The sequence below is a fragment of the Niallia sp. M35 genome (genome assembly GCF_050971705.1).
GTDB classification, from domain to species: domain Bacteria; phylum Bacillota; class Bacilli; order Bacillales; family Cytobacillaceae; genus Niallia; species Niallia circulans_A.
Window position 1 is genome coordinate 138,885 of sequence record NZ_JBPCEP010000013.1, and the last position, 18,555, is coordinate 157,439.

The 18,555-nt window shown below is 32.5% G+C and carries 23 protein-coding genes and 1 pseudogene; 9 read left to right on the forward strand and 15 right to left on the reverse strand.

What is annotated here, in order from left to right:
* Window positions 1-61: 61 nt before the first annotated feature.
* Window positions 62-601 (forward strand): CDP-diacylglycerol--serine O-phosphatidyltransferase, encoded by a 540-nt coding sequence (pssA, locus tag NiCM35_RS18900; RefSeq protein ID WP_095334284.1) that lies wholly within the window; start codon window positions 62-64, stop codon window positions 599-601.
* A 143-nt stretch (window positions 602-744) separates the two neighbouring features.
* Here pssA and NiCM35_RS18905 read toward each other — a convergent pair whose 3' ends face one another.
* The 4 genes from NiCM35_RS18905 to NiCM35_RS18920 all read right to left on the reverse strand — a co-directional run bounded on the left by NiCM35_RS18905 (window position 745) and on the right by NiCM35_RS18920 (window position 4,457).
* The gene (locus NiCM35_RS18905; RefSeq protein ID WP_123260838.1) at window positions 745-2,526 is read right to left on the reverse strand and encodes a M3 family oligoendopeptidase; all 1,782 of its coding nucleotides are present in this window, start codon (window positions 2,524-2,526) and stop codon (window positions 745-747) included.
* Between the two features lie 221 nt (window positions 2,527-2,747).
* Entirely contained in the window at window positions 2,748-2,960 is a 213-nt protein-coding gene (locus NiCM35_RS18910; protein WP_095334286.1) for a sporulation protein YjcZ, read from the reverse strand.
* 106 nt (window positions 2,961-3,066) lie between these two features.
* Entirely contained in the window at window positions 3,067-3,834 is a 768-nt protein-coding gene (locus NiCM35_RS18915) for an N-acetylmuramoyl-L-alanine amidase (RefSeq protein ID WP_095334287.1), read from the reverse strand.
* 161 nt (window positions 3,835-3,995) lie between these two features.
* On the reverse strand, window positions 3,996-4,457 hold the full coding sequence (locus NiCM35_RS18920) for a hypothetical protein (protein ID WP_095334288.1): 462 nt from the start codon (window positions 4,455-4,457) through the stop codon (window positions 3,996-3,998).
* 304 nt (window positions 4,458-4,761) lie between these two features.
* Between NiCM35_RS18920 and NiCM35_RS18925 the strand changes: the two genes are divergently transcribed.
* Window positions 4,762-5,082, forward strand: coding sequence for a hypothetical protein (locus NiCM35_RS18925; RefSeq protein WP_095334289.1), 321 nt, complete (start codon window positions 4,762-4,764; stop codon window positions 5,080-5,082).
* Between the two features lie 139 nt (window positions 5,083-5,221).
* Here the strand turns inward: NiCM35_RS18925 and NiCM35_RS18930 are convergent.
* Both NiCM35_RS18930 and NiCM35_RS18935 read right to left on the reverse strand, forming a co-directional pair.
* A pseudogene (locus NiCM35_RS18930) lies at window positions 5,222-5,614 on the reverse strand (sigma-70 family RNA polymerase sigma factor); the annotation flags it as partial.
* A gap of 17 nt (window positions 5,615-5,631) precedes the next feature.
* Window positions 5,632-7,131 (reverse strand): recombinase family protein, encoded by a 1,500-nt coding sequence (locus tag NiCM35_RS18935; RefSeq protein ID WP_249878150.1) that lies wholly within the window; start codon window positions 7,129-7,131, stop codon window positions 5,632-5,634.
* 392 nt (window positions 7,132-7,523) lie between these two features.
* On the opposite strand from NiCM35_RS18935, the gene NiCM35_RS18940 reads away from it, so the two are divergent.
* Complete coding sequence (locus NiCM35_RS18940) at window positions 7,524-7,952, forward strand: CBO0543 family protein (protein WP_303985480.1); 429 nt, start codon at window positions 7,524-7,526, stop codon at window positions 7,950-7,952.
* Window positions 7,953-8,169: 217 nt separating this feature from the next.
* Window positions 8,170-8,658 carry a hypothetical protein gene (locus tag NiCM35_RS18945; protein ID WP_341160849.1) on the forward strand — a complete coding sequence of 163 codons (489 nt, stop codon included), beginning with the start codon at window positions 8,170-8,172 and terminating at the stop codon, window positions 8,656-8,658.
* Window positions 8,659-8,973: 315 nt separating this feature from the next.
* On the opposite strand, the gene NiCM35_RS18950 is transcribed toward NiCM35_RS18945, so the two are convergent.
* Window positions 8,974-9,972 (reverse strand): DUF3231 family protein, encoded by a 999-nt coding sequence (locus tag NiCM35_RS18950; protein ID WP_341123021.1) that lies wholly within the window; start codon window positions 9,970-9,972, stop codon window positions 8,974-8,976.
* Between the two features lie 547 nt (window positions 9,973-10,519).
* On the opposite strand from NiCM35_RS18950, the gene NiCM35_RS18955 reads away from it, so the two are divergent.
* A complete protein-coding gene (locus tag NiCM35_RS18955; protein ID WP_433780522.1) occupies window positions 10,520-11,083 on the forward strand; it encodes a DUF5067 domain-containing protein in 564 nt (187 codons plus the stop codon).
* Between the two features lie 47 nt (window positions 11,084-11,130).
* Here NiCM35_RS18955 and NiCM35_RS18960 read toward each other — a convergent pair whose 3' ends face one another.
* Both NiCM35_RS18960 and NiCM35_RS18965 read right to left on the reverse strand, forming a co-directional pair.
* A complete protein-coding gene (locus tag NiCM35_RS18960; protein ID WP_433780524.1) occupies window positions 11,131-11,391 on the reverse strand; it encodes a YolD-like family protein in 261 nt (86 codons plus the stop codon).
* A gap of 71 nt (window positions 11,392-11,462) precedes the next feature.
* Window positions 11,463-11,612 (reverse strand): hypothetical protein, encoded by a 150-nt coding sequence (locus NiCM35_RS18965; RefSeq protein ID WP_433780526.1) that lies wholly within the window; start codon window positions 11,610-11,612, stop codon window positions 11,463-11,465.
* Window positions 11,613-11,722: 110 nt separating this feature from the next.
* On the opposite strand from NiCM35_RS18965, the gene NiCM35_RS18970 reads away from it, so the two are divergent.
* On the forward strand, window positions 11,723-12,052 hold the full coding sequence (locus NiCM35_RS18970; protein ID WP_172867100.1) for a YolD-like family protein: 330 nt from the start codon (window positions 11,723-11,725) through the stop codon (window positions 12,050-12,052).
* Window positions 12,053-12,066: 14 nt separating this feature from the next.
* Window positions 12,067-12,429 carry a YhjD family protein gene (locus NiCM35_RS18975; RefSeq protein ID WP_095334320.1) on the forward strand — a complete coding sequence of 121 codons (363 nt, stop codon included), beginning with the start codon at window positions 12,067-12,069 and terminating at the stop codon, window positions 12,427-12,429.
* Window positions 12,430-13,043: 614 nt separating this feature from the next.
* Here the strand turns inward: NiCM35_RS18975 and NiCM35_RS18980 are convergent.
* Complete coding sequence (locus NiCM35_RS18980) at window positions 13,044-13,847, reverse strand: SMI1/KNR4 family protein (protein ID WP_176474255.1); 804 nt, start codon at window positions 13,845-13,847, stop codon at window positions 13,044-13,046.
* A gap of 104 nt (window positions 13,848-13,951) precedes the next feature.
* On the opposite strand from NiCM35_RS18980, the gene NiCM35_RS18985 reads away from it, so the two are divergent.
* Both NiCM35_RS18985 and NiCM35_RS18990 read left to right on the forward strand, forming a co-directional pair.
* Window positions 13,952-14,725, forward strand: coding sequence for an HNH endonuclease (locus NiCM35_RS18985; RefSeq protein ID WP_095334323.1), 774 nt, complete (start codon window positions 13,952-13,954; stop codon window positions 14,723-14,725).
* A 718-nt stretch (window positions 14,726-15,443) separates the two neighbouring features.
* Window positions 15,444-15,710, forward strand: a complete 267-nt coding sequence (locus NiCM35_RS18990; RefSeq protein ID WP_095334324.1) for an LCI fold-containing protein — start codon at window positions 15,444-15,446, stop codon at window positions 15,708-15,710.
* A 187-nt stretch (window positions 15,711-15,897) separates the two neighbouring features.
* On the opposite strand, the gene NiCM35_RS18995 is transcribed toward NiCM35_RS18990, so the two are convergent.
* From NiCM35_RS18995 to NiCM35_RS19015, 5 genes are all read right to left on the reverse strand, one after another.
* Window positions 15,898-17,100 (reverse strand): LysM peptidoglycan-binding domain-containing protein, encoded by a 1,203-nt coding sequence (locus NiCM35_RS18995; protein ID WP_433780529.1) that lies wholly within the window; start codon window positions 17,098-17,100, stop codon window positions 15,898-15,900.
* Between the two features lie 49 nt (window positions 17,101-17,149).
* A complete protein-coding gene (locus tag NiCM35_RS19000; RefSeq protein ID WP_433780531.1) occupies window positions 17,150-17,401 on the reverse strand; it encodes a phage holin in 252 nt (83 codons plus the stop codon).
* Between the two features lie 12 nt (window positions 17,402-17,413).
* Entirely contained in the window at window positions 17,414-17,752 is a 339-nt protein-coding gene (locus NiCM35_RS19005; RefSeq protein ID WP_123257938.1) for a hypothetical protein, read from the reverse strand.
* A gap of 66 nt (window positions 17,753-17,818) precedes the next feature.
* Window positions 17,819-18,046, reverse strand: a complete 228-nt coding sequence (locus NiCM35_RS19010) for a hypothetical protein (protein ID WP_433780533.1) — start codon at window positions 18,044-18,046, stop codon at window positions 17,819-17,821.
* Window positions 18,046-18,555: hypothetical protein (locus NiCM35_RS19015; RefSeq protein WP_433780534.1), on the reverse strand; the 510-nt coding region annotated here is incomplete at its 5' end. The genes NiCM35_RS19010 and NiCM35_RS19015, both read right to left, overlap by 1 nt.

Here is an 18,555-nt window from a genome sequence, read left to right on the forward strand (position 1 = left end):
ATGATTATATAAAAAAATGGTTGTATGAAATGCAAAACATTTCATACTAGGAGTGAATCTAATGTTTTTACATGGAGTTTTAGAACAAACTATCAAGAAAATTAAAACTCAACTCGCTAATGTGTTAACTTTAACAAATATTTCATTAGGTGCTTTTGCAATTATCTATAGTTTAAAGGGACATCTCCAATTAAGTCTATTACTTATTTTTATCGCTGCATTAGCAGATAGACTGGATGGAATGACTGCCAGAAAATTTAATATCGAATCAGAGCTTGGCAAACAGCTTGATTCTATGAGTGATATCATTTCATTTGGGGTAGCACCGGCATTATTAGTGTATCAAGGGATTTTATTTGAGTTGGGAGCACCAGGATCTTTCTTTACAGTCCTTTATATTGTGTGTGGCGCTTTTCGATTAGCTCGATTTAATATTACGGAAAGTCATGGCTTTTTTACAGGCCTGCCGATAACAGCAGCTGGCTGTATTTTAACCTTTAGCTGTCTATTTTTTACTTTTATACCGAGCCATATTTATTTATTTCTTATGCTTATTCTTTCCATCTTGATGATTGGCAGTTTCAAATGGAAAAAAATATAAGCATTTACTAAAGCTATTCATCAAAAAATGAAGACCTCCTACACACCAGCAGCTTTTGGTATGTAGGAGGTCTTTTATCTATATTCCTTTTAAACGAATGCTGTGGTTCTAGTCATTTCTATATAATCCTATAAAAAGACCTTTCATTCATTCGTTAATGCTAAAAATTCTTCTACATCCTTAATACAAAGATCTATAGCACTATTCCAGAAATCCTCTTTTGTTAAATCAATTTGAAGATGCTTAAATGCCAATTCTTCTACTGTCATGCTTGCTGTATCTCTTAATAGGGCAATGTATTTCTCTTCATAGCCCTTTCCTTCCTCTAATGCTTTTGCATAGATTCCAAGTGAAAATAGAAACCCAAATGTATAAGGGAAATTATAAAAAGGTACACCTGTAATATAAAAATGCAATTTTGAGCCCCAGAAAGAAGGATGGTATTCCTCTAAAGCGTCCCCATATGCTTCTTTTTGGGCATTAAGCATTAACGTATTTAATTGCTCCTTTGAAATTAATCCATTCTGACGTTCTTCATAAAATCTTGTTTCAAAAAGAAAACGAGCATGAATATTCATTAACAAAGCTATAGATCGCTGAATTTTATCTTCCAATAATACTAGCTTTTCATCCTCTGATTTAGCAGCCCTTAAAGCTGCATCGGATACAATCATTTCCGCAAATGTAGACGCTGTTTCTGCGACATTCATTGCATAATTTCTATTTAATGTGTGCATATCGCGCATAGCGTATGTATGAAAGCCGTGCCCTAATTCATGGGCTAAAGTTGAAACATTTGATGGCGTGCCAGAATACGTCATAAAAATACGTGACTGAGCACTTTCAGGGAAATAGGTGTGAAAGCCCCCTGGTCTTTTCCCTTTTCTATCTTCTGCTTCAATCCATCTCTCTTCAAATGCTTTCTTTGCGAATCCTGACATTTTCGTACCAAATTGCTCGAAATGCTTAATAATAAATTCGGCACCTTCTTGGTAAGACATTTTTGTTTCTATTTTACCAAGAGGAGCATCCAAATCATACCAGCTTAATTTTTCTAAACCTAACAATTTAGCTTTTCTATTTAAAAATTGTACAAATGGCTGTTTTTTCTTCGAAATTGCATTCCACATCGCCTGCAATGTTTCTTCTTGCATCCGATTAATCGCTAAAGGTTCTTTTAAGAAACTAGTCCAGCCTCTCATCCCATAAACATTTAATCGGAAACCAGCTAAATGGTTTAATGTTTTGGCCAGAATTTCCCCATTTGCATCCCATGCTTTTTCCCATTCTTTAAACACCTTTTTTCTAACCGCGCGTTCAGGGTTTGAAAATTTATTAGCAGCTTGTCCAACGGAGAGATATTCTTCATCAAAAGGAATCTGAATTTTTCCAACGATGGTATCATACATTTGGCCCCAGCCATAATAGCCATCGACACTTAACTTATTTATCAGTGTTTCTTCTTCTTCGGATAATTTTTCTTTAGCAGCTGCTCTTCTTTCTGACAGGACAAAATAAAGTTCTTCTAGATTACTGCCTTTGAACAAGGAATCCCATTCCGTATCACTATATAAGGATAATTTCCCATCTAGAACCGTTAATACATTTTGAAACGCAGCACTTAATTCAGTTACTCTACCTCTTAAAGCGCTTGCTCCTTTATCTTCCATATTCTGTGCCTCTAAACAACTGACAAAAGCACCTGCTTGTCTTACTTTCTTTACGACTACTTCAAACTGATTCACAATTTGCTGCAATGAATCTTTGTCCGTCTCCTGTAATGGCTCATACTTATGTACATATGCTGATAATTTGTCAATTTCATCCATAGACAAAGCTAAATGCTCTCTAAACTCTTGAGAATTACTTCCTCCAGGAAATAATCCTTCTAAATCCCATGTAGCTTGATATTCTTCTATCTTCACTTTTCTCCATCTCCTTCCACTGTTACTACTATGTCATTATAGTTTGACTATCGAAATATTTCCATTCTTTCTGTTAAAATAGTTAAATATTTCTGATAACAAAAGAAAAAGCATCGTTATCTAAAACAGATACATGATGCTAGAATCTATATGAATTAACCTGTTTGTATAGGAATTACTATATTTACTATTAGAACATCTAACTTTTTCGTCTTTTTCTCTTAGCGATAAAAGCCACCGAATGCCCAAAAACCCCAAAATAGAATGATAACAATAAAAAGAATGATTAAAAATGCGTACCAGAAACCACCAGCACCACCATATACACCGCCATAAGCAGGATAAGGGGCACCACCATAGCCAAAAGGTGCAGGTCCAAATCCACCAAGCGGAACAGCTGCTGGTACTTGATTTGGGTATCCATAACCAGCCATTCATTTTCCTCCTCTCTTTCTATAAAATATTCTTAATTTGTTGTGAATGTTTTAGGCAATTGTCCTATTTCTAACTTTTTCCTATATATCCGCAAATAAATGTTGTTTACTTAGGAGATATAAACGCATGAAACCCAGCTTCCTTCGCTCTGTCTGCTAAACGCTCTGCGTTCTTTCTATTACTAAATGCCCCGATTTGTACTTTAAACAGATTGTTTCGAAATAAAATAGCTGTATCAAATCCCTTTTCAGCTGCTTCCATTGCCTTTTTTTCTGCATTTTCCTTTTCCTTATATGCTCCAATTTGTACACGATAGATCGGTGGTTGATTTTTCTTCTTCTGCAAAGAAAAAGCCCTTTCTAATCCTTGGACATGCCCTTTAGCAATTTTTGTAATAAAATTACTATCTTTTAACTGATTCACATCTGCTACTGTATCAATGAAGCCATTTTCTGTTAACAAAGCGGGCATGGTTGTTTCTCTTAATACATGGAAATTTGCATTTTTCTTTCCTCTATCATTAAATCCTGTCTCATCTATTACTTCCTTATGAATGTCATTCTGATAAGTCGTCGTAGGTGCACCAACTCCCGGATAAATATAACTTTCGAAGCCATTACCCCCACCTGCATTTACATGAATAGAAAGATAAAAATCAGCATTCCAGTTATTAGCAGCATTCACTCTTGCGGACAAACTTACGGCTGAATCATTATTGCGACTCATCCGAATTTCTACATCTTCATATTCATTCAGAAGAAACCTTCTAATCTGTTGAGCAATACTTAAGGTAATATTTTTTTCTTGCAGTCCATTTCCTACTGCACCTGAATCTGAACCACCATGACCAGGATCGATAAAAATTTTAACCATGCTTTTCACCACCTTTCTAATAGTATAGATAGATGGTGAAAATTCGCTTGTTTAAAAGCCCATATACCGAATGTTAGATTCTAGCCCTATTATCTGCGGGAAAATGCCGGCATAATAGGCAGAGTTGAAAAAACAACAATTTTCTCTCTTGATTTACTTTTTTATGAAAAGATAATACTCTCTCTTTCTGTATTCTCGATAAATTTCACCTCATGAATGGAATCATTTTCATCACAATAATAGATGGACTTACTTATAATGGAATTCTCATTTTCTCCAAAACTAAAAAACACGATAAACTTAACCAATCCTTTTTGCAAACCTGCTATGTCAATGCTGTCATTTTCAGCAGTAAATTGATATGGTGTGTTTAAACCCAAATCAAATCTCCAAACTTCATTGTTATATAATTCCCCACTTACTACTGCATGCTTCATCGTGAAATAGGAGTTGATATCAGCTTTCTTTTGCATACTTCTTACCGCATCTTTTAGCTCAGAAATGGAAATTTCGTCCCCCTCTTGATATGTAACATCCTGTAAATCATCTATATTAGGAATGGGCCAGAAATTGTTAATCAAGGATATCAATAATGTAATGAATAGTATATGTCTCATAAACATAGGTCTTCAACCCCTTCGATGAACTTTAATCTTTTCTGCTTTTAGCAGCTTTATATTTCATGTATATTACAAATGTTATAAAACATTTACAAGAAGTGAAAAATTTTTTTGAGACATTTTTTGCATTCTAAGTTTGTACCTGTTCCCTTTTTTTATAAAAAAAGAAGGCCTGTACCTTTCTAACGATATGATTAACCCACTTTAAAAATGATTAAATTTTCCAATTACGCAATCGTTCTTCCTTTTCTTATTCGCATACTTCTAAAGGACATGCATACAATGTATGGAAGGAGGAGAGCACAAAATGAAAAAAATCTCTTTAATATCCATAATCATTCTATTGGGTTTTATTGCTTACATAGAAACACCAACCGCAAAAATTAACAAAAATAATGTTCTCTTTTACGGAGCTATAAAGGAAGAGCAAGAAGTTAGCAGTAATGGAGATGAAATATTTGGAGCTCCTGATCTTGAATATAAATTAGAAGAAACAAAAGAAGAGGATGGGTTTATAGTGGAAGTTTACCGTGAATATGAAATTTATAAAAATCGGCAAGGCGAAGTTGTAAAAACGGTAGCAACCGACAATACAGAATCCCTTCATTATGCAAAAAATAAAAGATAGAATAAGCCGCTTAGTCAAATGTTAAAAAACGAAGCGACTAAGCTGCTCTTCTATCCCTTAAAATACCATTATTGATGTGTCTATATAAACGATTTCTTCATAAGAATGCAAATCTATAGAACATCCTTATGTAAAGTTTTTATTCATTTTTTCGCTTTTTTTCCTTTTCTGCTCGATAAAATTCATGGAACATTTTCATCAATGCTCTTTTCTCTATTCTTGAAACATAGCTTCTTGAAATTCCTAATTCTTTTGCAATTTCTCGTTGTGTTTTTTCCTTCTTTAAATCTAGACCAAACCTGCCGATGATTACTTCTTTTTCTCTTTCATCTAAAACATCAATATATTCCTTTACTTTCTCCAGCTCCATATTCAACTGAATCGTATTCACAACATCTTCCGATTCTGATTTCAGAACATCAATAAGACTGATTTCATTCCCCTCTTTATCTTGACCAATTGGATCATGCAAGGAAACATCTTTTTTGGTTTTTTTCAAAGCTCTTAGATGCATAAGGATTTCGTTCTTGATTACAATAGGGTACTGCGTTAAAAGATTTGTATATTTATAGTCTCACTATCTACAACCATTACTTCTTTAATTACCCTTCTCAATATTTCTTGTTTGTGTTCAAAAGAAAATTCGTTTTTCTTATTTTTCATAAACATATTGATCGCAGATTCCAAGGCAACCACACTTGGTTCTTTACCTGCAGCTACTTCATTTTCATTTAACATTTCGTTATACTTATCTTGTAACTTCTTTTCTTTTAGTTGAAGATTTCTTATTTGTTCTTTGATTTCTTCCAGATCCATATCATCATCTTCACTTAGGCTGACAAGTTGGAATAAACGCTTGCGGCCCTTTTTAGCTTTTTCTATTTCTGCTAAGACATATTCCATTTCTTCTTTTAAATAGGTCTTTTCATCTTGTTCTCTAAATTCAGCAATTTTCTTTGGATCGCTGAGTAAATCCACTATAGTGTCCCATACATACTTATTTAATTTGTTTTCGCTTATCTGTTTACCGCATCCCTTTGATTTTGAACCAGCATAGTTTTTGCGACATGTGTAAATAAAAAAATCTTTACCATGCGATTTCGTTTTTTTACCTGTCATTGTTCCTCCGCAACGATCACATCTTACTAAACCAGATAATAAATACTGATGAAAGCTTACTTTTGTTTGGCGTCTTCTCCCCTGCTCTAATAGGGACTGGGCATATTCAAATTGTTCTAGTGAAATAATTGCAGGTATCTCCGTTTTTAGCCATTCTTCTTCCGGTCTGATTTTTCCATATTCCACTTTCTCCCCTGCTTGTTTTTTTACATAATTACCAACCGTATCATATTTGTTTTGATAATAATTACCTGTGTATGCTTCATTCATCAATATTTGACGGACTACTTGCCGATGCCAGACCTTTGCACCTCTTTTGGTTGGAATACTTATATCTGTCAGGTGAAGAGCAATACCATTTATACCCTGAAATTTACTGTTAGGATTGGTGTAATAGTCAAAGATCATCCTGACTACCTTTGCTTCCTCTTCATTTATTTCGTATGTTTCTTTCTCTTTATTATAATGGTAGCCATATAAATGATTATTTTTAACAACCTTGCCAGACTTGGCTTTTCGATATCTTCCTGTCATAGTATTATGTTTAATCTTAGCTTTATCAAATTCAGAAAAGGCACCCCTAACTTGGAAATACAATTGTCCTTCAGCGTCGTTTTTGTAATCACTTCTGACAAACTGTAACTCTACGTTATTCTTCTGCAGTGTCTCCGTAATCATTAGCTGTACTAATAACTTTCTAGATAACCTGTCAGGATCATAACATATCACTTTATGAATAAGTCCATTTTCAATATCGTCTTGTAATCTAGTCAAAGCAGGTCTATTCATTATTTCGCCAGTTATTCCTTCATCAACGTATTTTAGGTATTCTTCATTTCCAGCTAATTGAATGCACTCTTCAATCTGGCCGTTTATGCTGAATCCCTTTAATTGTTCCTCTGTCGACACCCTTGCGTAAATTCCTATCAAGTTTATTTTGCTCCTCTCTATATTTCTTTACAATATAATGATAGCAATCTTGGATAACTTTGTCAGTATTAGGACCTTTGATAATGTTGACCTTCATGTTGTCATCACCTCATTAATCTATATGAAGTGATGGCTCGTACTTATTAGTCCAAAAAAATTCCTATAAATGATCTTCAGCTTTGCTTACTTTGACTATCTAGTACTCCGCGTTATATTTAGAAGTCTTTTTCCGTATATTCTGTTGAGATTATTTTATTATACAACCGGGAAAGATAGGGAAATGGTTTAAGTGAAAATATTTACCAATAATTGCGCTCTTGAAATAAATAAAATTCAGTTCTGAGGAAAAGATAAAAATAAAAAGGAAAAATAATATGATTTTTAATGTCATGATGGTCTTTATATTGCCTTGGATTGTAGGGTGCTTTCATCTTTACAAAAAGGATAGATTGATAATCCCGCTCATTGGCTCATTTTTTTCAGTAATAGCATTTACTGTAAATGAATTAGGTTTTTATTTGAACTTTTGGAAGGTAAATTCCTCTAATAGTACATTTTCCTTTCTGCCCTTTAATTTAGGTATATATCCAATATTAGCAAGTTACTTAATATTCTTTATTAAAAGAAGGAAGAGTCCTTTTCTTTATATCTTTTTAATATCATTATTTACAACTTTACTTGAAGTGGTATATGTCTTAACTGGAAAGATTATATACGGAAATGATTGGAATTTTATATTTACCTTTTTTTCCTATCTGTTTCCTTATTATCTCGTTTATAAATATTATGTTTTTCTTAAAAGGAAGAACGTTTTAAATTAGAAAATTAAAAGACCGTATATTTATTTTAGAACTAAAGAGCTGTATTCCTCTAACTACTTATTTGATTTCTTCTGGTAATACCGAAGCAGGTTTATTGAATAGGAAACCTAGGTAAGTGAGCTATTTAGTTCTAATTTATTTGGTTATTTAATTAAAACAATTATGTATTATTAGACTCATTCAGAAAATCTACTATTAAAAAGGAAGAAAACAATTTATGGTCTTGCTTACTATTTCGATTATCTTATTTAATTTCATTGCATATAAGAAAAATAAAATACCTACAATGAACAGAAAAGTAAGTCTATGGACTTTTACTATTGCCTTTCAGATCAGTTTTGATGTGATTATTGAATTTAAGTACGGAGGGTATTGGTATTTTGATAAAGGTGTAGATTGGTTTGGAGTTTTTGCACACACGATTTTAATTCCTCCAATCAATATACTATTTATAAGCTACTTTCCATTTAACCACAGTATTATTAAAAAGGTATTATATATTACATACTGGACAGTAGGGATTACAATGTATGAAGCACTGACTTTACTCCCTGAACCTTTGGGCTATTTTCATTTAGGCTGGTGGAAATTGTGGTTTGAATTTATTATTGTACCTATTCTTCTACTTATGATATTGGGTTATTATAAATGGATTAGTAAGTTAGAAATGATAGCATTGGATATTAACAAAAGGAGCAATAAATAATATATTCTTTAGATTCTTAAAAATATTCCTCAGATTCAAACAAGGATTATTTTTTGCGTCTGTTTTAGTGAATATAGCTTAGCTTAGTTCTTTTTATTCCAAAAAACTCCTATTTAAGGAATATTTAGACTACATCGTAAGCTTTGCTTACTTTAACTATCTAGTACTCCCGATATATAACTCCGCTTATTTAATAATTGATGTAATTCTCTATAAAAAGTGTTGAGTTTGTCTTATATAACAAACGGGGCAGTTTAGTGAAAGTTTAATTTACAAATAAATTAAAGGCCCGACCGAGTGGTAGGGCGATGTTGGTTATATCTTTTTTGCAATTTCTTTTCTATTAGGTGCCAGTGGTGGTTGTTCTAACCATTTATTTTCTACCATAAGATCAAACCAATTTTTTGTAACTATAAGATTCTGTAATATAGTCTTCTCATAAGTGGCTACAAGATCTGTTCTCATGGCTGATGCTAATCCAGCACCATGATAATTTTGAGCCGCTTGAAACAGGAGACCCATATGGAAAAGGATTAACTTATCAGAAAATGGTGAATCAGTTGAGGTGGTTACTTCTGTTTCCAGAGATTTTGGCACTGGTAAGTTATCTGCTTGAAGTATTTTTGCTAATGCTTTTATTTGACCATCTGCTGTTTTCTCTGATTCAGTTAGAAACTTTCTAATTTCTTTAGATCCTGCTATCTGTGAGAATGCAATAGATAGAGTTTTAGCCATTATACTTTTCTTAAGATTCAACGAAAGACTTATAATTTCTGTTGCAGCAAGCGTTCTACCTTTTCCAAAAAAACCATCTTTAAAATCTTTACTGGTGACATAACTTGGATGTTCGTATGCATAGTATTGTGGATCTCTTTGAAATAGACCTTTTTCAAGTAATAACTCAATAGTTTTATGATACATCTTATTTCCAGCTGTACTACATGAATCGTAAAAGTTTCTCAAATCTTTTCTGACTGAAATGCTTAGGGCAGTGGTATGCCCTAAGATTCCATGTATAGTCATGATATGTAAATAATTTAGGCAGAATGCATCTGAAAACAATCTCTGTTTTCCTAGATATAGGTCAGATTCATTAAATCCAATAGGAATAGGAAATCCTTCTTCCTTGAAGAATTTACCAATTGTGTTCTTTTGTTGGTCAAATGTCTTAATTGCAGTATGAAATATTTCCTTTATTGCTTTATCTTCTATTATTGAATACATATATTTATTAATAATGTCTGTCGCTGTTCCATTTATATACTCTGCCCATAAGGAACCTATTTCAGAAGATGTTAGCATTGATTTTTTCATAATTGATTCACCTCTATAATAATATTTCCAAATGCATACAGGATATGCTGTATAATATAAATTGGGAATTTCTAGTTTACTGCGCTAAAGAAGATTGTGAATAATTACACTTAAACAAAAGGGGGCGTTTGTTAATTAATATGAAAAAATGCCCCCTCTAGAGAATAGGCTTTCTTATGTGTGCATCTTACGGTGTTTAGTAATGAAGGAGGCAGCTATATAGAATACATTAATCTCCTTATTATACCGGTCTATAAATCCCTTTATTCTTAAGTATGAAAAGTGGTCAGAATTCAGAAAACAAACAAGAAATTGATACAGCAAGTGAAATTTGCAAATTTATAGAAGTACTAGTTGATGGTATATTACTGTAAAAGAATTTGAGAATAAAAAAGTAACTATTAATTTTACATAAAGCAGCCCTCCCCATATATATGGGATCTTTTTAATTATTTCTCATTGTCTACTTTTGTCGAAAGTGTAGTAATATTTCCTCTTAAAATGTAAAATGTTGTTGCTTAGCAGACAAATATTAGGGGGAAATTCAATGAAAAAAATTTTAATATTAATTTCTGCGTTGACACTATCTTTAATAGTAGGTTGCGGAAATCAAGAAGAAGGAACGAAAAACAGTTCTGAATCTGGAAATAAAAAGGAAACTACAGTAAATACAAGTGAAGAAAAAGAGACGAATAATAAAGTCTATTTTAAAGATAATGAAGCGAAATTAGTTGATTTAAAGATCAAAATCACAGAAACTAAAGTTATTCAACCGGGTGAAAAAGGAAATGAATATGGAGAAAAACCTGTATTTGCAATTTGGTATGAAACAACTAATTTAAGTGATAAAGATATTGATCCAACTACTGGATGGATGGCAGTATTCGAAGCAGTACAAGATAATAATCCTAATTCAGTTAATACTCTTGAAGTTGGCGGGCTTCCAGATGATCAATTCCTTGATTCTCAACTAGAAACAATTAAAAAAAATGGAACAGTTAAAAACGCGGTAGCTTATGAATTAGATGATTTAGAAACTCCTGTAACATTAATAGCTACACAAGGATTGGGTGGCGATAAATTAGGCGAACAAGATTTTAATATTAAATAAACGTTTTATATATAATAATAAAAGCCTTTCTCATATGAGTTGGGCTTTTAAAATCTCTGAGCAAATAAAATATCCATAAAAGGAACTTTAATTGTTTCAGTAAATTTTTCTATATGAATTAATTTAGTATTACCATCCATTTTAACTACTTTACCTCTTACAGGATCTTCTCTCTTCCATACAGTTAATCTAAGTTCAGGCTTATCCTCTAATGCTTCTGTTAAAGTATTGGCAAGTTCCTCTAATTCAAACTCGTCTCGGCTTGGTCTTGATGGCTTTTTAACCTTCTTAGGTTTTGTTAACGTCATAATTATGCACCTCTCCTTACTGTCCGTACTGGTCCAACCGATAAAATGTTACTTATCTTAAAAGTACGTTGCTAATTACGAGTAAAGCAGTAAGCACTAAACGATTCTTCATTAAGTTTGATGACTTTAATCCTACGTTGACTAATTTCTCCTTTTGTATTTAGATAAATCATTTCTAAAACTTCACCATTCATAACAGCTCTTTTAAGTAAACCTTTCATCAGTTAGACCTCCCTTTTGGATATATTATATGCGAACGTCCGTTCGAAAACAACATTGAAATAGAACAATTGTTCTTATATAATTATCCTATCGAAAAGGAGATGGGGATATGTTAAAAGACCGGGGTACTAAAAAGTGGGTAGCGATGATGCTGCCTGAACATGTAGCAGGAGTAAAAGAAGTTATTGAGAGCCAAAATAAGATTGAACAGCCTGTTTTAGATGAGGATAAATTGAATGATATAGACATACTAATACATGAAGGTATGGAATATAATCAGCTGCTTAAATTTAGCCTTTTTAACAACGGTTATATAGATACTTTGATTGGCCGCACTGTTTACATAGATTATTTAAACAACCAGCTACGTATCCAGGATGAAAATAATCAAATTCATTACATCTCTTTTAGAAAGTTAGTGGATGTTGAAAAAGTATAAACGGAGCAGATGTTATGAGTAGATTATCTGAAGACGATAGAAATATATTTGAAAATGCTATATACTTACCGATGCTTCTTACAGTACTTGATCGTGATTTAAAAGTTGCTAATGCTGCTCCCTTTAAGCTTAGGCAAGTCTATATAAACTTAATCGAACACACGATGAAGCAGGTGCAAAAGGATATACGTGAAAACAATAATAAGATGTATAAGCGTAGATGGAAGTTAGTAAAAGGTGAGAATGATGGTTATTTTACCGAGTATAATTTCTATTTCAATGGTTTTCACGAGGTACATAGATATTTCAATGACAATTTACGGAATAACACAGAAAAGCTACTTAATTATTACTTTTTGCATCGTCATTTGGATTGATCTTTTACAGGAAATTGTTCTAAGAAGAGCTTCGTTATAAAGGGGCACGTATAGGGGAAATTAACCGCCGGTTCTACCGGCGGTTGCTTACTTTCTCTATCTTTTAATCTTCTTTTTGTTTCTAATGCTAGTGAAAATTAGTGAACCAACACTGAATATAACCCCTAACAACAAATTATAGAGGAATTCTAAATTATTTGTATTAGAGACACCAAATAAAATAGAAATCAATATTCCAAATAAAAATCCAGCGAACATCACATACAATTTACTATGATTTTTAAAAATTATAATTTGTTCTAAAATCATGCTAAGTATAATAACAATTACACTTAAATAAATAACCTGATAAAAAATCATTGTTATTATATATTCTGTACCAAATTGGTAAATAAAAATAAGAGAAAAAACGATTATATAATATACAATACTAATCAGATACGCCTTAATAAAATTCATATTATCAACTTTCTCTTTAAAATTGGAGATGACTTGTTAAACGCTCATCTAGTGTTGCTATCCAAGCAAGGCTCTTTAACTTTCCATTTTTTTCCTTTAAACAATAAACAGTCATCGTAAAAGATGACTGTTTTTGCTTTACTTATCATCTCAAATTACTTTTTATCCTCAATATATTCTAATATCTCATCTCTGAATAGTTTAAATACTGGATTTGTACTTTCCCCAAATATTCTTGCTATTTCATTTATGAATTGTTTATCGTCTGTTAACTCATAGGTTATTAAATACCATGCAGATCTCCCTGCTTCATTTGAAATAATTTCATTTTCACTTTTTATTAAAACTAATAAATTCTGAAGTTGTTCATTAAGAACTTTTCCATCTTCACCATATAATTTTTCATAAGCACTGATACCATTTAAAATATCCGTAGTATCACTACTTTTTATTAGTTCTCTGGCTTCTTCTAAGGTGAAAACAATAGCACCATCTACTTCTTCCTCCTCTTCCTCATATATGTACAAATTATCTAACATTTCATCAAATGAATCGAATAAGCGGATAAATTCATTTTCCTCTGAAAATATGTAAATTACACTTGGATTAGAAGAAGACTCATTATAATCTAATGCTAGCCACTCATGACCATCTCCACTAAGTATTATTATATTTTCTCGTTCAATTTTCCATTCTTCCACAAAGTAATTCGTTTGAAATATTCCCTCACCCTGCTTAATTCCAAATAAATACTCTATTATAATATAATTGTCATCTTCCTCCTGATTCTGTTTGAATGGCAGCGCATTATATTGTAATGTTCCACCATTTTTAATTTTTAATAAGTCAATATATGATTTAGGTAATTTTACATTAAAATGTTTTTCTGCAAGTATAATATCATCTTGAACTAAGTCTTCTAACGTATAATCATCAACCTCAACACTCCAAATATTCACAATAATTCTCCTTTTTTTAAAATATGTTTATATTTTCCTTTTATTACTATATAATCAAGATTGTATTATAAATATACTAAATTTTACAAAAAAGGGGAAGGTATATGAGTAAAACTTTCATTAAGTCATCAGTTATTACATTAATTTTTTCCTTATGCATTACTATTTTTTCGCCTGGTCTTGCATTAGGAGCTGATAGCAAAGTTGTATCTAAAAATTTGGAATCGGAATTTATCACTGATAGTCAAATTGAAATTTTAGAGAATACACCAATTGATCTATTGGAAACTGTCCCGCTTGATACATTGGAAGATCATATTATAGATGATCCTTATAACGAAACAGAGAGGATAGAAAATTCTAGTGATTCAGATAACAACTTTTCTATTCTTGTACAAAAACATGAAAAATTCCCGGCTGGGGGAATTTCTGGAAAGGCGCCAACAGTAAAAAGAATAAATGTTAAAACTGTGCAAGTTAAAGTTTATAAAACCTATAACACTACACTATTTAAAAATCTAGTTAATGGTCATCTGGCAGGGAAATATCACCCAGTTACGAAAATTATATTCAACTATCAAGGTTTCCCTATATTCCCAGGTCCAACGTTCAAAATATCTGCTAAATACTGGAAATCAAGCAATACGACCATTTGGAATCAAATCAAGGGTAATGTAAAAGCTGAACTTAAAACTAATACTAAATTTAAAAAGCAGTTTACTCAAAGGGAGATAAGTGACATAAATAAAGGAATTAAACCTGCAAATTTTAGAATACACCACCATCAAAATACAGGAGAAATTCAACTAGTACATAAAAATTTACATGATAAAACTGGGCATACTGGTGGAAAAACAATTTGGGGCAGCTACAAATAACTAGGATATCCAGCATTTTATACTCGGTTTGAGGACCAATAGCTATATCTAGTTTAATCATTTGGGATTGTTTTGCTTTAGTACCAGTTTAAAAAAAAGTTAATGCCCTCTTTTGAGGGCATTTTTATTATTTACAAGAAAATCATGCAATACACATATTGCTATTCATTATCCTACAAGTTATCAAGTTTCGGAAACCAATAAAGATTTTTCACCTGGTAACTATAAAGTTGATTTATTCGAATATGAAATAGATCAGATTATAGAAGCAGTACGAATTGTTAAAATTGCTTGTGATAAATTGATTAGAGATAACGTCAATAAGGTTACTCTAAGAAAGGTAATTTACAATGAAACAAATGAAATTACTGAAAAGGTTCGAGAGTTATATATCGCCAGGAAATGATTCTAAGAAGGTATCGATTAGGAGTTTTAAATCTGAGGTGTCTTGCGTGGATTCATATTGTTCTTTCAACTGCTGCAATATTTCAAAGTCGGTCATTTTATCCCTCCTTTCTATAGGAGGTTTCTTTATTGTAGAAGTAAATTCCTTTTAATTCACAAAAAAGACAATAATGTATTAAATTTGTATAAACTCCACATTCAACTTCCATTAATTCACAAATGATTAACAATTATTTACAAGGAAATTTTATGGAAAAAGAGAATTAGTATAGTGTAACGTTACAAAAATATAATTATTAAGGAGTGTTTAGGAATGATCGTAAAAAAAATCGCACTTAGCTCCATTGCCGCACTAGCTCTTGCAGGTCCAGCCATTCCATCCTTTGCTTCAGCATCATCAATCACTGAAAGTCAACCAGAAAAATCAGTTGTAGCTCCTTTAGCATTAGTCGATAATTATGTTTACAAAACAGAAAACGTTTTTGCAAATTCTTATACAGAAAACGGTATTACTTGGTATCTTAAAGGTATTACTTATTCTGGTGGATATTATATTGGGCACTATCAAGCTAATATCTAAGATTATATAGCTTGGTTTAAAGCAAAAATCATGAAAGGACTGTGGCAATTGGACAGTCCTTTTTTTATAAAGAGTAGGTTATTTTTTTGAGAAGAAAACGCAAGAATGCAGATTAAAAAATGCCCCACTCCGAAGAGTAGGGTTGTGTGAGATAATCATGCTGAAAACTATTGTATAACCATCAGTGTTATTTTATGCGTAATTTATCCCCAGGATAGACTAAATCCCAGTTTTTCTTAGATGGATTTAATTCTTTTAATTTATCAAGAGTAATTCCATTGTTCTTTGCAATCTTTGTAGCATTATCACCAGGTTTTACAATATAGTTCTTTTTTGTATTTGTATTGCTACTAGCGCTTGAAGGAACTTTCATTGTTTTACCAGCGATAATTTTATCGGATTTATACCCGTTTAACGCTTTTAGATTGGAAACAGTAGTTTTATACTTCACTGCCAATTCGGACAATGTATCACCTTTTTGGATAGTGATTTTTTTCGTACCGCTTGCAGTTGCTTTAGGTTTAGCCGCCGTTTCCTTTTTAGGAGCAGAGAATTTTAGTTTTTGACCCGCTTTGATTTCGTTCTTGTTCGTGATATTATTCCAACTTGCTAGATCATTAGTTGATACATTAAAATCAGCTGCAATCTCTGACAGCGTATCCCCACTTACAACTGTATACGTTCCGTCAGAATTCTTTTTTCGCTTTGAAGTTGGTTTGTTTGGTTTAGTGACAATTTCCGCAGATACTTTTTCTACGTTTGGCTTAACTCTCTTTTCTTGGTCAATGTACCAATCTAATTTTTTATCTCCAAGTAACTGGTTAAAATCTAATCTCCCACCATACCAACCCACTTTACCATTGTCTGTGTATTGCCAAATATCGCAGTTGTAGGCAGATTTAGCATTGGGAGTACCGTCATTCTTTCCGTATCGCGGAATCCACAAAAAGTCGGCTTTAACTTTATCTAATCCATACTGCTTGTACAAATGATGTGAAACATAAAAACCTGTCTTGTATCCAGCCGCTTTACATACATCAATAAACGCTTGGGATGCTTCAGCTAGCTTTTCAGTTCCACAAGATTCAACAGTGTACTCTTCCGTATCCAAGACAAGGAATTTTGCGGTTTTATCCATACGATTTAAGAAGTCTTTAGCTTCTACTTTTGCATCTTCAACACTTACAAAACGGCCATAAGCATAATGACCAAAGGGGATACCGTATTTCTTAGCATTCGCAACATGATTTTTATATTCACGATCAATTAATGATGAACCGTATTGTACACGAATAATCACCAGATCCACTTCTTTTGCAGCTTTCGCCCAGTCAATTTGTGCTGATGGTTGATGATGTGAAATATCAATAATTTTACCCAATTTTATCACTCTCCAATTTTATTTTTCCAAATGAAAAAGAGCAGCTGTTAAGCCACTCTTACTTTGTTTTTGATTGATTTTTAGCTAGGTTATGAGCAACTAATAAATCTTTTTGCTTTTTACCTCTTGCAGTTACATAATTATTTTTAAACCAAGCAATTGTTCCTGCGATTGCTGTAAATACAGCTGATATAAACGCTGTTTGCTGCTCTTCTGTTCCTGGTATTTCATAAAGACCAAAACTAACTAAAAATTGATTAATAAACGCTATTCCTAATACGATTGTTCTGATTAATGTACCTTTGTCCATTCCTAACACTCCTTATCGTGTAAATAATTTTTCAATCAACAAATAAAGTAGCCCTCCGCTTCCTGCAAGGGCTACTGCTAATTTCCATATTTGCTGTTGTGTATACGTCTTACTGTCTCTTGACGTTTTACGGTCTTCTTTATCTTCTTCTAAAACATGATCAAGTAGCTTTTGTACTAAATCCTGTTGCTTGCCGGATTCTTTCAAAACAGTATTTTCCGTGGCTAATAACTGTGTTTTAATTTCTTGGTTTAGTTTTTCTTGTTCCTTCTGATAATCCTCAAGTGCTTTTATCCTTCCTTCATGATTATCAACTCTTTCTTCCAATGTAGGTACCTCCTGTGTTGGCATTTTCCCATTCCCCCTTTTTCTCTCTATACATAGGTTTTCACCCCCTTAAAGGTAAATAAAAAAGCCTTACTCGGCTTCTATCTCTGTAAGTCCTTTGACTACTTTATCCTTAACTGTTGCTTGCAGCCCAACAATATCATTTGCGATTGGAGTGTATTCCTCAAAAGTTAAAGGGATATACCCATTTAGATTGATTGTTTGGTACTCGTGACTAGCAAAAAAATTAACATTAACCCCACTAACTGATCCTTTTGAATACGCAATATTTACGCTTGTAATCTCAATTGTAAACATTATTCTTCCTCCTTATTTTCGTTTTCGCTTTTTTCAAAAACTTCACAAAGATAATCGTATACCTCTGCAGTCTTCCCGCTGACTTCTTCATCATAATTAAATAGAATTTCTTTCACTGTTTTTAGATATCCAGTCGCATCGCCTCCTTCAAGGATAAATAATTCGTCAAACAATTCTTTTTGCTGCTCCTTAAAGCCTTTTACATCTTTTACATCAAATGAACCATCTTCTTTTTTATTCGGGTTTCCTTCCTCATCTATGCCTGCGTACTCTTTTAGCAATTCTTGTTCTTCCTCCACAACTTGCTGCCACTTTTCTTGCATTGCTTTAACAAAGCGAGAACGATGTCGAGATTGTTTTCCTTTCAGTGTTAAGTTATATAAAAATTCTACTACTGCGGGTAAATAAGATACTTTGATTGATATTTTCATGACTTTTCCTCCATAATAAAAAGCTGACCGAATTTTACGATCAGCTTTGCTTTTAATTTTTTTACGCTGCATAAACAG

Coding starts and splice junctions, on each gene's coding strand:
- pssA (WP_095334284.1), top strand. CDS start 62: ATGTTTTTACATGGAGTTTTAGAACAAACTATCAAGAAAATTAAAACT.
- NiCM35_RS18910 (WP_095334286.1), bottom strand. CDS start 2,960: ATGGCTGGTTATGGATACCCAAATCAAGTACCAGCAGCTGTTCCGCTT.
- NiCM35_RS18915 (WP_095334287.1), bottom strand. CDS start 3,834: ATGGTTAAAATTTTTATCGATCCTGGTCATGGTGGTTCAGATTCAGGT.
- NiCM35_RS18920 (WP_095334288.1), bottom strand. CDS start 4,457: ATGTTTATGAGACATATACTATTCATTACATTATTGATATCCTTGATT.
- NiCM35_RS18925 (WP_095334289.1), top strand. CDS start 4,762: ATGAAAAAAATCTCTTTAATATCCATAATCATTCTATTGGGTTTTATT.
- NiCM35_RS18940 (WP_303985480.1), top strand. CDS start 7,524: ATGGTCTTTATATTGCCTTGGATTGTAGGGTGCTTTCATCTTTACAAA.
- NiCM35_RS18945 (WP_341160849.1), top strand. CDS start 8,170: ATGGTCTTGCTTACTATTTCGATTATCTTATTTAATTTCATTGCATAT.
- NiCM35_RS18950 (WP_341123021.1), bottom strand. CDS start 9,972: ATGAAAAAATCAATGCTAACATCTTCTGAAATAGGTTCCTTATGGGCA.
- NiCM35_RS18955 (WP_433780522.1), top strand. CDS start 10,520: ATGAAAAAAATTTTAATATTAATTTCTGCGTTGACACTATCTTTAATA.
- NiCM35_RS18960 (WP_433780524.1), bottom strand. CDS start 11,391: ATGACGTTAACAAAACCTAAGAAGGTTAAAAAGCCATCAAGACCAAGC.
- NiCM35_RS18965 (WP_433780526.1), bottom strand. CDS start 11,612: ATGAAAGGTTTACTTAAAAGAGCTGTTATGAATGGTGAAGTTTTAGAA.
- NiCM35_RS18970 (WP_172867100.1), top strand. CDS start 11,723: ATGTTAAAAGACCGGGGTACTAAAAAGTGGGTAGCGATGATGCTGCCT.
- NiCM35_RS18975 (WP_095334320.1), top strand. CDS start 12,067: ATGAGTAGATTATCTGAAGACGATAGAAATATATTTGAAAATGCTATA.
- NiCM35_RS18985 (WP_095334323.1), top strand. CDS start 13,952: ATGAGTAAAACTTTCATTAAGTCATCAGTTATTACATTAATTTTTTCC.
- NiCM35_RS18990 (WP_095334324.1), top strand. CDS start 15,444: ATGATCGTAAAAAAAATCGCACTTAGCTCCATTGCCGCACTAGCTCTT.
- NiCM35_RS19000 (WP_433780531.1), bottom strand. CDS start 17,401: ATGGACAAAGGTACATTAATCAGAACAATCGTATTAGGAATAGCGTTT.
- NiCM35_RS19005 (WP_123257938.1), bottom strand. CDS start 17,752: ATGCCAACACAGGAGGTACCTACATTGGAAGAAAGAGTTGATAATCAT.
- NiCM35_RS19010 (WP_433780533.1), bottom strand. CDS start 18,046: ATGTTTACAATTGAGATTACAAGCGTAAATATTGCGTATTCAAAAGGA.